Genomic DNA, 14,515 nt, shown 5'->3' with positions numbered 1-14,515 from the left:
GCCCGTGACACCGTGATCAGGGCATGAAAGAGGGGATGGATGCTGTTACCTGAATTATTGAATCGCGCTTACGGTGAACTTTCTGCCCTTCTGGTTGGCAATATCCAAATCCGGGTGGATCCGCCGGCGGCGCTCAGGGGCACTACTATCGGCCCCGACTATCCCCGGGTGGTGTTGTTTTTTTCGCTCTGTGATGGTCGGTCCCGGGCCCGGGTGCTGCATGTGGCGGCGCCGGATTTCGAGTCCGCCTGGCAACAAGGGGTGACAGCTTGCCAGGAGTGGGCACGGCACCAAGCTCTGTCAATAAAATGGTTGCGCATCGATTGGGTCACCCGTATCCAGCCCATGACCTGGGGCCGGCTGACCCGGCAGTTTCGCAATACCAAGCGCAATTATTTCCGTTACGGCATCGCCCTGGACGCCGGCTTCGATATTGCCTTTCTTGAGCAGGAGCTCAATGCCAACGCCATGCTGTATGCCGGCGCCGAGGTGGCACAGGCCAGCCTGAATCCGAAAAATGTTGGGGTTTACGCCAGGAAGCGCTACGGCGCCGAGGTGCCACTGGATATGGGAGACAACACCCCGGTATTCGTGTTTTCCACCCAGGGCCGCTTTTATGCCGACGATCCGGCACTGACCGTCCTTCCCGGTGGCCGGCAGCAGGGGATCCCCCTGTCCGGGCCCGGACGCAACGGCGGCCGGCGGCAGATCCCCTCGCTTCATGCCGATGATGTGTTCCGCCTCGTTACCAGTGCCTCCGAGTTTCTTGCCCGTCAGGTCAAGGCGTCGGGTGAATTCGTGTACGGTCATTTCCCCTGTTTTGGCCGGAACATCGCCAACTACAATGCCCTGCGTCACGCCAGCACCACCTACGCCATGCTCGAAGCCTGGGAGCTGACTGGAAGCAAGAGCCTGAAAGCGGCCATCGACCGCTCCCTGGCCTACCTGACCCAGGCCCTGATCCGCCCCTATGTGCTGGGGAGCGGCGAGGCGGTCGCCTATTTGGTGGACAGCGGGGAGGAAATCAAGCTGGGGGGCAACGCCGTGTGCCTGCTGGCCCTGGTCAAGTATACCGAGCTTACCCGCGACTACCGCCACCAGGGGTTGATGGACGCCCTGGCGGTGGGCATTGCAAGAATGCAAAACCCGGAGACCGGGCAGTTTGTGCATGTGCTGTATGCCGGGGACTTGTCGGTCAAGCAGGAGTTCCGGATTATCTACTACGACGGCGAGGCGGCCTTTGGTCTGATGCGGTTGTATGGGCTGACGCAGAACCCCCGCTGGCTGGCCCTGGTGGAAAAGGCGTTCGAATACTTCCTGCAGGCCGGGCACTGGCAGGCCCATGACCACTGGCTGTCGTATTGCGTCAACGAATTGACCCGTTACCGGCCGGAAGAAAAGTACTTCCGTTTCGGAGTGCAGAATATCGCGGGCTACCTTGACTTTATCCAACACCGCATCACCACCTATCCCACCCTGCTGGAACTGTCGATGGCGTTCCAGAAGATGCTGAGCCGCCTTAAGCTGATGCCGGAGATGAGCCATGTGCTCGACGGCTTCGATGAAGAGGCTTTCTACCGGGCACTGCACCAGCGGGCCCATTACCTGCTGAACGGCTTTTTCTGGCCGGAATTTGCCATGTATTTCGCCAGGCCCGAGTCGGTGCTGGGCAGCTTCTTCATCCGGCATCATTCGTTCCGGGTCAGGATAGACGATATCGAGCATTACCTGTCCGGCTATGTGGCCTATTGGGGATTGCTCAGGCGTCAAGGGGGAGGGGTATCGCCGCCGGCCTCTTGTTCCGAACCCGCGGTGGAGTCCGTGCTGCTGGCCTGGGGAGGGGATGTCAATCTGGGGCGGCGGCAGCACTACCGTACCGCCGAGCTGGGGGCCGAACGGGTGCTGGATATTCCGGCGCTCAAAGAGTCCCATCTGAGCCTGGTCAACCTGGAGTCCGTGGTCACCACCCGGGGGGAACAGGGCGTGGACAAGGGCGAGGGAGGCCCCTACTACTACCGCGCCCGTCCCGAGATGCTGGCGGTGCTGGGCCAGGCGGGCGTCGACGTGGTAAGCACGGCCAATAACCACAGCGGCGACTATGGTGCGGCCGGGCTTCTCGATCAGCAGCGCTGGCTGGCTGCCGCCGGCATGGCGCAGGTGGGTTCGGGTATTGATCGGGAGGCGGCGTTCCGGCCCCTGGTTCGACAGCTGGGTTCGTTGCGGCTGGCCCTGATGGCGGTGGATGCCACCCAGCATCGCTTTGCCGCCACCGAGACGAAGGCGGGCACGGCCTATCTTGCGCTGGAGGAGACGGAGGCCTGGCAGCAGCAGATGGAGCAGCGTATTGCCAAGGCGCGAGAGGTGGCGGATATCGTCCTGGTTTGTGTGCATTGGGGCGACAATCATGCCACCCAACCCAGTTCAGCCCAGATCAAGGCGGGGCACGTGCTGATCGATGCCGGGGCGGATGCGGTGTTGGGCTCTTCCGCACACCGGCTGCAAGGGGTGGAGCTGTACCGCCAGCGGCCCATTATCTACGATGCCGGCGATCTGCTGTTCGACGCGGTGCGTTCATCCCCCAAGGCCGGCGGCATCTTCCAGCTGGAGTTGAGCAAGCAGGGGGTGGAGCGAGTCATTTTTATACCGGTCGAAGTGGGTTTCGGCCATTCCTGGCAGGCCGAAGGGGCCAGGGCGCAAGAGATCCTGAGCCTCCTTGCCGAAAGATGCCGGCCTTTCCACAGCAGGCTTGAGCTGTGCGACAACGGCACGGCCACCCTGGCGGTGCGGTCGCCGCAGCGAACCACCCGCCTAGCACCGCGGCCTGCCAAGGTCTTTCGGCCCGCTCCGGCCCTCTGGATTTCGGCGTTGGAGCCTGCCTGGACGGTAAAGCAGGTACCCGCAGAGGCGCGGATGGAGCCCGTTACCTTGGGTCCCTTCACCTTGCTGGGGCTCAAGAGCGGTCCCCGCTGGATAGCACACCGACAGATGATCTGGGTGGAAAGCTTCTGGCGCATCGACGCCGGAGTGGAAGAAGACTGGCGGCTGGAAGTGACCGCAGTGCCCAGTTGGGAGGAGGGTACCAAGCCCTGGGGCCTGGGCATGGATCACGACTTCTGCGACTGGTTGCTGCCCACCAGCCGTTGGTGTCCCGGCGTTGTCTATCGGGACTTCTACGGTATCCGCCCTCCTGCCAGAAAGGAATGGGTCAATACCGAGCTGCGTCTGCAACTGAGGCTGCTCACCGGTGCGGGATCAGAGCGAGGCCGCGTCAGGCTGCCGGTGTATTTCGGGCTGGGGTTGCCAGAAAAGCCGGCCATGCGCTGGCCCTTTATTCAGCGCAGCTACCGCAGTGATTTTTCTTTGCTGCCGCCGGCGAGGGAGCAGACATACGCCTGGGATGCCGCCCAATTGCAGGCAGTGACCGGAGGTGTCTGGCTGACGCCGCCGGCCCATGACTGGCATGTGAGTTCGGTGGTACGGGGCCGGAGCCATGCCGCCATGGTGAAGCCTCCCACCCTTTATGTGGCGTCCACCTCGCTCGAACTGGCCCGCCATGAGCAGTATTCCAATATCGCCAACTGCTACCGGCGCGGCTGGGACAGCCATAGGGTGCTGAAAGCCCTGCCCAGGGGGGTGGCCGGGGTGATCGTCAGCCGCCCCGTAGCCGGCCTGCCGGAGGCGTTGCCGGTGCTGATGGTGGAGGACCCCGTCAAGGCGCTGATCGAGCTGGGCATCGCCGCCCGGCAGCGGTTGTCCTGCCCCCTGGTGGCGGTGACCGGCAGCGCGGGCAAGACGACGCTGGTGTCCATGATCCGGCAGTTATTCTCGGACCGGATGGAGGTGCATACCACCTACGACAACTACAATTCCCGCGTCGGCATCTTTGCGGTGATGGCTGGCGTACCTCCATCGGCGCGGCTGGTAGCGCTGGAAGTAGCCGTCTCCGCCATCGATGTCAGGCAGTACCGTAACATCAAGCTGCTGGCACCCGATGTGGCGGTGATCACCAATATTGGCCCGGCCCACTTGCGTGGCAATGAGGATACGGCTGCCATCGCCGCCAGGAAGGCAAACCTCTTCCGGGGGGTGCGTCGGGGCGGCCTGGCCATAGTATGCCGCGACACCGCCCATTACGACGAGATAGCGGCGCGGGCGTTGGCGGAAGGACTCGTTCTGATCAGTTATGGCGAACATGAACAGGCCGACTGCCGGCTGCTTACCTTCGATGTCGACCAAAGCCGGGCGCTGGTGGCCTATCAGGGGCATGAGCTGGAATACCCCCTGGGAATGGCTGGCCGCCATTTTGCGGTGAACAGCCTGGTATGCCTGATCCTGGCCCGGCACCTGGGGCTTCCCCTGGCGGCGGTTGCCGAGGGGTGCGCGGCATTGAAACCGGTTGAAGGGCGAGGAGAGTCGCTGCCGTTGGCCATTGATGGCAAGCGCGTCATGGTGGTGGATGACAGCTACAACGCCAATCCCTTGTCCATGTCGGCGGCGCTGCAACAGCTGTCCGCCCTTTCTCATCGGGGACGGGCCCTGTTGCTGCTGGGGGACATGCTGGAGCTGGGGCGGCAGGCTCAGCAATACCATCTTGAACTGGTGCCCGATATTGCCAGGTGTTCACCCGGCAAGGTATATCTGGTCGGATCTTACATGAAAGCCGTGGCCGGACGGTTGCGTGAGCAAGGTATTTCATGCCGCTGGTTTGAACAGGTTGGGCCGGTGATGGCCAGCCTCCGCCAGGAGTTGCAGGACGGCGATCTGGTGTTGGTGAAGTCGTCCAACGGCACCCGCTTGAGCGAGGTGGTGGCCGCCCTGAAAAGCCTGTCGGCCCCGTCGAGGTAAGGCTGCGATACGGCCAGGCCGGTTAAAGCCTACATTTTGTTCATCCCTCCAGGCCCGGGCTTCGGGATAGTCCGGCTCCTTGCGGGGCCTATTCCCTCTGCTATCTTTCTCTTATACGGTTGAAAAATCAGGCAGGACGCTTGCTTCAACCTTTCTCATAAAAAAGAGAAGCATTCATGCAAGATCCGAACTTGGGGATGGATCCCCTGCTGGCCAGCCTGGTGTTTCTGACCAAATTTTACGGCCACCCCCACCAGGGGGAAGCGCTGATCTCCGGGTTGCCCCTGCCGGAAGGGCGGTTGACGCCGCTGCTGTTTTCCCGGGCGGCCGAGCGGGCCGAGCTGGCGGTGCATCATGCCGCCCAGGCGATCGAAGAGATTTCCGAGCTGTTGCTGCCCTGCATTCTGTTGCTGAAGGAAGGCGGCGCCTGTGTACTGCTGGCGTCCGAGCCCGAGCAGGCCCGCTGCAAGGTAATGCTGCCGGGCTCGGAGGAAGGCGAACTGTGGCTGCCGCTCGAGAAGCTCGCGGCCAGCCATACCGGACGGGTGCTGTTCACCAAGCCCAGGTTCCGTTTCGACGAACGTTCGCCCAAGGTGCTGGAGCATCACGACGGCCACTGGTTCTGGGGCACCCTGTGGCGCTCCGCTCCCATCTACCGGGATGTGCTGACGGGCTCGCTGCTGATCAACCTGTTCGCGGTAGTGACGCCCCTGTTCACCATGAACGTCTACGACAAGATAGTGCCGAACCTCGCCTTCGACTCGCTCTGGGTGCTGGCCATCGGCGCCGGCATCGTCTTCCTGTTCGATTTCATCATGCGCATGTTGCGCAGCCATTTTATCGACGTGGCGGGCAAAAAGTCGGACGTGCTGCTGTCCGCCCGGATCTTCGCCAAGGTGATGGGCATGCGGATGGAGGCGCGCCCCCCGTCCACCGGCGCCTTCGCCAAGCACCTGCAGGAGTTCGAGTCGGTACGGGATTTCCTGACCTCGGCGACGGTCTCCGCCCTGGTGGATATTCCCTTTGCCCTGCTGTTTCTGCTGATCATCTGGATCTTCGCCGGCCAGATGGTCTGGGTACCCATACTGGCCATACTGTCGCTGGCCCTGTTCAGCCTGCTGGTGCAGGGGCCCCTGAAGCGCAGCATAGAAGAAGGTTCCCGGCTGGCGTCCCAGAAAAACGCCAACCTGGTGGAAGGCATTGCCGGGCTGGAAACCATCAAGCTGTTCGGCGCTCAGGGCACCTTCCAGCATCGTTGGGAGCAGGCGGTAAGCCATATCGCCAGCTGGGGCATGAAAACCCGGCGGCTGACCAACAGCGTTTCCACCCTGGCGAACGTGACCCAGCAGGTGACCACCGTCAGCCTGATCGTGCTGGGGGTTTACCTCATTGCCGCCGGCGATTTGTCCATGGGCGGACTTATCGCCGCCGTCATGCTGAGCAGCAGGGCCATCGCGCCCATGGTGCAGATGTCGGTGCTGTCCACCCGCTACAACCAGGCCAAGTCGGCCATGACCATACTGGAGCAGATCATGGCGGCCCCCGACGAGCAGGAAACGGGCAAGCGTTATATCCACCACCCGGTGTTTGCCGGCGATATCCTGTTCGAACAGGTATCGTTCAGGTACCCCGGCTCCGAGCACGATGTGCTGAGCGGCCTGACGCTGCACATCAAGGCCGGCGAGAAGGTGGCCGTCATCGGTCGCATCGGTTCGGGCAAGACCACCCTGGAGCGGTTGATCGTCGGTTTGTACAAGCCTACCGCCGGGGCCATCCGCATCGATGGCATCGACATCGGCCAGCTACAGCCGGCGGCGCTCAGGCGCAACATCGGCTGCGTGCCCCAGGATGTGAACCTGTTTTTCGGCTCCATCCGCGACAATATCGTCATCGCCAATCCCCTGGCCGATGAGAGCCTGGTGTTGCGGGCGGCCCAGCAGGCGGGGGTGACCCTGTTCACCAACCAGGATCCGGATGGCCTGGACAAGCAGGTGGGCGAGGGCGGGCGCCAGCTTTCCGGTGGCCAGCGCCAGGCGGTGGCCATCGCCCGGGCCCTGCTCAATGACCCCGTCATGCTGGTCATGGACGAGCCCACCTCCAACATGGACAACCGCTCCGAGCAGTATATCCGCCAGGAGCTGGCCAGGCTCAAGCCAGAGCAGACCCTGCTGCTGATCACCCACAGAACCTCGATGCTGGAGGTGGTGGATCGGCTGATCGTGCTGGAGCAGGGCCGGATAGTGGCGGACGGTCCCAAGGAGCAGGTGCTGCGGCAACTTCAGTCCGGCAAGGTTCGCGGCCGGGAGGTCAGCAATGGCTAAGCGGTCACTTCCCCCCGAATTGCTCGATTACACCAGCGACACCGCGGCGGCGATCCTGCTCACCACGCCGCGCGGTGCCCGGGCCCTGTTGTGGTGCATGCTGCTGTTTGTGTTCGCCGCCCTGATCTGGGCCCGCTTTGCCGAACTGGAGGAGGTGACCTCGGGCACGGGCTCGGTGATCCCCTCCCAGCAGATCCAGGTGGTGTCGAACCTGGAAGGCGGCATAGTCCGGGAACTCTATACCCGGGAGGGGCAACAGGTGGAGAAGGGGCAACCCTTGCTGCTGATCGACGATACCCGCTTCCTCTCGGATCTGCGGGAGCGGGGCCAGGAAATCGCGGCGCTGCACGGCGACGTGCGACGGCTGGAGGCAGAAGTGGCCGCCATGTCGATCAACGAAGACAGCAGCCTGGCCTGGCGGGAACAGGTCCGGATAGTGGGGAGTGTGCTGGCGTTTTCCGACGACTTCCGGCAGCAGTATCCGGGCCAGGCCGAAGTCCAGCAGGCGCTGTTTGAAGAGCGTCTGGGGTTTGTCCGGAACCAGCTGTCGATCCTCGGCAACCAGATAGAGCAACGGGAGCAGGAGATCATCGAAACCAACGCCAAGGTGCGTACCCTGCAACGCGGGGTATCCCTGGCGGCACGGGAGGTGGACATGAGCCGCCCCCTGGCCCGGGAAGGCATAGTCCCCCAGGTGGAGATACTGCGCCTGGAGCGCCAGCTCAACCAGATGCAGGGTGAACTGGAATCGACCCGGCTGCTGCTGCCCAAGCTGGATGCCTCCTTGCGGGAGAATATCTTCAAACGCAAGGAAGTGGCCCTGACCTTCCGCTCCGAGGCCCAGCGTGAACTCAGCGAACGCCGCAACCGGCTGGCCCAGTTGCAGGAGGGAGAAGTCGGCCTGCAGGACAGGGTGCGCCGGACCTCGGTGACCTCGCCGGTCAAGGGCACCATCAAGACCCTGAAAGTCAATACGGTTGGCGGCGTGGTGCAGCCGGGCATGGATCTGGTGGAAATCGTGCCGCTGGAGGATACCCTGCTGGTTGAAGCCCGTATCCTGCCGAAAGATATCGGTTTTTTGCGGCCGGGCCTGGAGGCAATGGTCAAGTTTACCGCCTATGATTTCACTATCTACGGGGGGCTTTTGGGCGAAGTGGAAAAAATCAGTGCCGATTCCATCCAGGACGATGAAGGCAATACCTTTTTTCTGGCGACCATCCGCACCCAGGAAAGCTTTCTGGGCACGGAAGAGGCTCCTCTGAAGATCATCCCCGGTATGCAGGCGGGGGTCGACATTATAACAGGCAAAAAAACGGTACTGGATTACCTGTTAAAACCCATATTAAGAGCAAAACAGGGCGCTCTGCGGGAGCGCTGATTTTAAAAGGGAGTAATAACAATGAAAAAAACGACTGTGGCCGTTCTGGTCGGCGTATCCCTGGTGCTGCCGTTGCAGGCGCAGACACTGGAGGAGGCGGTGACCCACACCCTGATGACCCACCCCAAGGTCAAGGAAGCCTTTCACCTCTACCAGGCCCGGCAGTATGACCAGGATGAAGCCTTTGCCGGTTACCTGCCCAAGCTGGATGCCAATGCCGGCATCGGTTACGAATATACCGACAGTCCGGGCACCCGGGACGGCGGACCTCGTGCCGACAAGACCCTGACCCGCAAGGAAGCTGGCCTGTCGCTGCGCCAGATGCTGTTCGACGGCTTCAAGACCTCCAGCAACGTCGGCCGGACCCAGGCCGAGGCGGACGCCCAGCGCTACACGCTGTTGTCCGATGCGGAGAACATCGCGCTGCGGGTAGCGGAAGTGTATCTGGAGGTACTGCGTCAGGATGAGATCGTCGAGTTGTCCCGACGCAATCTCGAGACCCATGAGCAGATCTTTTCCGACATTCAGCGCCGTACCGACTCGGGCGTGGGCTCCACCGCCGACTATACCCAGATCCAGGGACGGGTCGCTCGTGCCTATTCCAACATGACCGCGGCGGAAAACAACCTGCGGGATGCCCAGAGCAGTTTTATCGCCCTGGTGAACCAGATGCCGGATGACTTGCGCCAGCCCCAGCCGGACGCCAACTTCATGCCGCCGACCCTGGATGATGCCCTGGCCAAGGCCCAGGAAAACCACCCGACCCTGACTTCCGCCGCCTTCGACATCGACGCGGCCCGTTACCAGCACGAAGATGCCAAGGCCGGTTTTTACCCCAATGTCAGCCTGGAACTGGACAAGAACTGGGATGACGATATCGACGGGGTGCGTGGCCACAATTACGACTTCACCGCCATGGTGCGGATGCGTTACAACCTGTACAACGGCGGTGCCGACGTGGCCCGCAGCCGCTCCACCTCGGCGCTGGAGATGCAGGCCAAGGACATCCACATGAATGCCCATCGCCAGGTAGGCGAAGGCACCCGACTGGCATGGGCTGCTTATGAATCCCTTGGGCGGCAGAAGGACTTCCTGCGCCAGCATGTGGAGGCGAGCTATAACACCGTGGACGCCTACAAGAAGCAGTTCTCGCTGGGCAATCGTACCCTGCTTGACGTGCTCAACACCGAGAACGAACTGTTCGAGGCTCGCCGTTCCTACATCAATGCCGAATACGATCAACTGCTGGCGGAGTACCGCATCATGAATGCCACCGGCCAGTTGCTGGAGGCGTTGCGCTTTACCCAGCCCGAACAATGGCAGGCCAAAAACTGAACATAAGGAGATACACGATGAAAACATGGACTATTTTGGCCCTGCTCTTGCCCCTGGCCGCCTGTACCAGCCTGACCACCGAGCCGGAACGGGAAACGGTAGCCGCCTATGATCTGAGCGACGCGGACTGGGATGGTGTCATCACCGCCCGGGACAACTGCCTGGATACCCCGGTGGGCGCCTCGGTAGACAACGACGGCTGTCACAGCGGCGAGAGCCAGGTATTGCAGCAGGATTTGATCGTGCTGTTCGCCCACGACAGCTCGGTGATTTCACCCCAGTATCAGGCCGAGATCGAGCGGATGGCCGCCTTTATGGCGGAAAACCCGTCGCTCAGGCTGTTGCTGGAAGGCCATGCCAGCCAGGTCGGCAGCCACGACTACAACATCGCTCTGTCCAAGCGGCGGGCCGAGGCGGTCCGGCAGGCGATGATGCAGGCGGGCGTCGGCGGCGAGCGGCTGGAGATCATCGGCTATGGCGCCACCCGGCCCGTGCTGATGGGCGAGGATGAGCAGTCTGCCGCCGCCAACCGGCGGGTGGTTGGCGCCCTGGCCAGTGCCCGGGACGGGGTGAGGATGCGCTGGAACGTGTACAGCGTTGAACGCTGAGCCTGATTGCTGTTGATGAGGCGGCTGCGTTCCCTGCTGGCTGGGCTGGCATGGCTGGGTCTGGTGCTCGGCCTGCCGGCCCAGTCGTTGTTGCGGGAAGACGAAAATATGATTGCGGCGGTGCGCCAGTTTTATGGCGAGCCGGCGACAACGCGTACCCAGGCATGGCGGCAACTGGTCAGGGAAGGACAGGCCGCGGGCTGGAGTGAACGGGAGCGACTTTCCCGGGTGAACATCTTTTTTAACCGCCTGCACTTTATCGACGATATCAAGTTGTGGGGCAAGGAAGACTACTGGGCGACCCCGCTCGAATTTCTGGGGGCGGGAGGCGGTGACTGCGAGGATTTCAGCATCGCCAAGTATTTCACCCTGCTGGAGCTTGGCATCGACGACAGCAAGTTGCGTTTGGTGTACGTCAAGGCATTGCGCTTGAACCAGTTTCATATGGTGGTTGCCTATTATCCGACACCGTCGTCGGTTCCCTTTATCCTGGACAATCTCGAGGGAACCATCCGGCCGGCGACGGAGCGCCGCGATCTTGAGCCCATTTACAGTTTTAACGGTCAGCACCTGTGGCTGATGCGGGAGCGGGGACAGGGTGAGCTGGCGGGGCAGGCATCACGATTGTCGCTTTGGAATGATTTGCGTGGCCGGGTCGATGTGAAACGACTGCAGCGCCCCAAAATCAATTTGGACAGATAACTATGACTTTATACCGCCAACTCTTGGTAACCATGCTGTTGCTTTTTGCCATGCTGTTCATCACCGCCTATTCGGTGCAGTTCAGCTCTACCCGGAACTACCTGGCGCAGCAGCAGCAGACCACGGTAATCAACACCGTAACCTCATTGGGGCTGGCCCTGACGCCCTATCTCGAGACCAGTGATACCCTGGGAGCCGAGTCGGTGATCAACGCCGTGTTCGATGGGGGTTTTTACCGTCGGGTCCGGCTGGATCTGCTGGCCGCCGACCAGCAGATTATCCGGGAACATACCTCATTGCCCCGGCGGGTGCCGGCCTGGTTTGTCAACCTGGGGTTGTTCGAGGGGGCAAAATACGACGCCGTACTGACCTCAGGCTGGCTGCAACTGGGCCACTTGTATGTTGAAGGTCACCCCGGCCAGGCCTATTACGAACTCTGGCAGGGGATGAGCCGGCTGGCCACCTGGTTCCTGGCCTGTTTTTTGTTGGTGTGGGGGCTGCTGGTATTGGCCCTGCGTTATCTGCTGAAGCCCTTGCACGATATCGAGAAGCAGGCCAGGGAAATTGAACTGCACCATTTCGGCAAGGCCATTCCATTGCCCGCAACCCGTGAGTTGCGGGAAGTGGTGGCAGCCATCAACAATATGGCCGGCAAGCTGGAGCTTCAGTTCAAGGAGCAGGCGGACGAGGCGGAGCGGCTGCGGCAAAGGGCGTTTCTGGATGAAGCCTCGGGGCTGGGTAACAGGTCCTATTTTGTCTCCCAAAGCCAGTCCTGGCTCGGGGAAACCGGCGGTGGCACCGTGATCCTGATATCCGTGGACATGCTGGAGTCGCTTTATCAGGAAGAGGGGTTTGCTGTTCGTGACGAGATGATCAGGGCGGTTGCCGGCAGCTTGCGCCAGCTGTGCCGGCGTTTCGGTGAACATGCCCTGGCCCGGCTCTCCGCCTATGAATTCGCGATGCTGGTTCCGGAAACCGATGGAGAACGGCTGGGAATTCTGGGCGAAGAGATCAATCGCTCTATCGCCGATCTGGTGGTGGATCCGGTCAATGGCCGTGACCTGTCGGTGGTAGGAATGGCGGTGATTCAATCAGGGGACAACGTCAGCCAACTGCTGACCAGGGCCGACAATGCACTGAACAAGGCGCGCATGGAACATACCGGTGCCGTGGTGGTGGAGCATGGCAGGGCTGAAGACGGCCTGGGGCGACTGGCCTGGAAGCAACTGGTGGACGAAGCGCTGGCGGAAGACAGTTTTGAATGCAGTGTCCAGGCGGTGCTGGATTTTGATGGCAAGCCTTACCATGAGGAACTGTTCATTAGCATTCGCAAGGATGGTGTCGTCTATCATGCCGGCCACTTTCTGCCGGTGGTGGAGCAGTTCAAGCTGGGGGAGCGCTTGGATCTTCATATCATAGGCCGGGCCCTGGCGCTGTTGGCGGAGCGTCCGCAGTTAAAATTGGCGGTAAACCTTACCCGGCAGAGTTGTCATCAGGAAAGCTTCTGGACGGCCCTGACCGAGATGCTTGAGCAGTACAAGGAAGCCGGGCGCCGGCTGGCGTTGGAGCTGCCGGAAAGTGCTTTTGCCTCCGGCAAGGACATACTGGTGTCGCCCTTGGCCTCGCTGAAGGTGGCATGGGGCATCGATCACTTTGGCCGGCATTTTGACCTGTTGACCCAGTTGGGGGAACTCAGGCCCCATTATGTCAAGCTCGACCACGGTTATACCAGCCAGGTAGCGGAGCCCGGCTTCGACGATGCGTTCCTGGCGGCGGTTTGTCGTGCGGCCCACAACATGGGAGCGGTGACGATCGCCACCCGGGTGGAAACCGAGCCGCAAGTCCGGTTGCTCAAAACCCTGCATGTGGATGCCTATCAGGGCTTTATCAGCCCGCCTCGCCAGCTTCCCTGATCCTTCTAATTTTTCGTAGATAGCGGCGATTCCCATTGCGGGAATCGCCGATTTTTTGTGTAGGAAGTCAACGGCTTTCAGCCCTAGCCTTAAGGTATAACAGGCGAGAATAGGGAAGAGAGCCATGGAAACCACCCGTATCGAGAAAGCGGTTCAAATTCTGGAACTGGAAGGCCGGGCCTATGTGATAGGCCAGGATGGTACCCTGCAACTGGTGGCACCGGGACAAATCCTGTTGCCGGGAACCCTGCTGGTGACCGACGAGAATACCCGCATCGTCTATGACGACAATCCCGAATTACCGGCGGAAGCGGCCCAGGTTCCCATGGACAACGATACCCTGGCGGAGGTGGATGCCATCCAGGCGGCCATTCTGGCCGGTTTGGATCCGACCGAACTGTTTGAAGCCCCGGCGGCCGGTCCCGCCGCCGGGCCTGTTGCCGCCGGCGTGGCTGGGCTGGGTAGCGGCAACGGCGGTTTCGTGGTGGTGGACAGGGTGGGGGGCTTTGTCCAGCCCGAGGCGGGTTTTCTTACCGCCTTCAATCCGCTGGCCTTCGAAACGGTCGATACCCTGGATCTGCTGCTGCCGGCCGATGAACCCCTGCCGCCCAATTCCATTCCGACCATAGTGATCATTCCCCAGCCGCCCACCGACCCGGAGGGCCAGCCCCAGTTGCCCGGTGTGGACGGCGCCTTTTCCTGGGTGAGCGAAGCCGGCCTGGAAGGGGGCAGCAAGGCCGGCAATGGCCAGCATGCTACCCAGGGCATCATAGCGATCAATACCGGTACCGATGCGCTGGCGGCCCTGGAGGTGCTGGTACAGGACAAGGACGGTATCTGGATCGATGTGACCAATGGCGGCGTGGTGGAAGGACTCTACGGCACCCTGGTGATCAACCCCGACTTTACCTGGACCTATACCCTCAACGGCCCTGTGGATCACCCCAATGAAGGGCAGGTGTTCGACCAGGACGTGCTGAGCGATGTGTTCCAGATTAGGGTGACCGACGACGACGGTGATAGCGCCAGTGCCAGCCTGGATATCTTTATCCTCGACGATGGCCCGCTGGCCGAGGACGACAGTGCCACCCAGGTGGAGGAGAATGCGCCGATCACGGTCGAGGTGTTCGCCAACGACAAGGAGGGGGCGGACGGTGTCGATCTGGCCAGCGGTGTGGCGCTGGTGGAGGGCAGCCTCACCGGCAGTGGCAGCCTGGTGTACAACAATGACGGCACCTTCAGCTATACCCCGGCGGCGGGCGAGGAAGGCGAGGTGAGCTTCCAGTACCGTCTTACCGACGGGGACGGGGACAGCGCCTCGGCGACCGTGACCATCACCCTGCAGGGCGACTCCAAGCCGACGGTATCGGTGCTCTTGGCCGAGGGTGACGATGGCGTGGTGTGGGAATCGGC

The 14,515-nt window shown here is 61.8% G+C and carries 7 protein-coding genes and 1 pseudogene; all 8 read left to right on the top strand.

Annotated elements, in window-relative coordinates; all coding sequences use genetic code 11:
• Positions 1-39 precede the first annotated feature (39 nt).
• Positions 40-4,845 carry a CapA family protein gene (locus CGX12_RS00365; RefSeq protein ID WP_142995557.1) on the top strand — a complete coding sequence of 1,602 codons (4,806 nt, stop codon included), beginning with the start codon at positions 40-42 and terminating at the stop codon, positions 4,843-4,845.
• 176 nt (positions 4,846-5,021) lie between these two features.
• Entirely contained in the window at positions 5,022-7,166 is a 2,145-nt protein-coding gene (locus CGX12_RS00360) for a type I secretion system permease/ATPase (protein ID WP_094037913.1), read from the top strand.
• Positions 7,159-8,544: an HlyD family type I secretion periplasmic adaptor subunit gene (locus CGX12_RS00355; RefSeq protein ID WP_094037912.1), complete on the top strand. Its 1,386-nt coding sequence runs from the start codon at positions 7,159-7,161 to the stop codon at positions 8,542-8,544. The genes CGX12_RS00360 and CGX12_RS00355 overlap by 8 nt, the downstream gene beginning before the upstream one ends.
• Before the next feature lie 21 nt (positions 8,545-8,565).
• A complete protein-coding gene (locus CGX12_RS00350) occupies positions 8,566-9,879 on the top strand; it encodes a TolC family outer membrane protein (RefSeq protein ID WP_094037911.1) in 1,314 nt (437 codons plus the stop codon).
• Positions 9,880-9,896: 17 nt separating this feature from the next.
• On the top strand, positions 9,897-10,487 hold the full coding sequence (locus CGX12_RS00345) for an OmpA family protein (RefSeq protein WP_094037910.1): 591 nt from the start codon (positions 9,897-9,899) through the stop codon (positions 10,485-10,487).
• A 15-nt stretch (positions 10,488-10,502) separates the two neighbouring features.
• Complete coding sequence (locus tag CGX12_RS00340) at positions 10,503-11,189, top strand: transglutaminase-like cysteine peptidase (protein ID WP_094037958.1); 687 nt, start codon at positions 10,503-10,505, stop codon at positions 11,187-11,189.
• A gap of 2 nt (positions 11,190-11,191) precedes the next feature.
• Entirely contained in the window at positions 11,192-13,102 is a 1,911-nt protein-coding gene (locus tag CGX12_RS00335; RefSeq protein WP_094037909.1) for an EAL domain-containing protein, read from the top strand.
• Between the two features lie 124 nt (positions 13,103-13,226).
• Positions 13,227-14,515 (top strand): annotated as a pseudogene (locus CGX12_RS20370) (retention module-containing protein); the annotation flags it as partial.

Origin of the sequence: Zobellella denitrificans (assembly GCF_002237365.1) — a bacterium.
GTDB classification, from domain to species: Bacteria; Pseudomonadota; Gammaproteobacteria; order Enterobacterales; family Aeromonadaceae; genus Oceanimonas; species Oceanimonas denitrificans.
The sequence above is the reverse complement of the archived record's forward strand: the minus strand, read 5'-3'. Positions and strand labels throughout refer to the sequence as shown.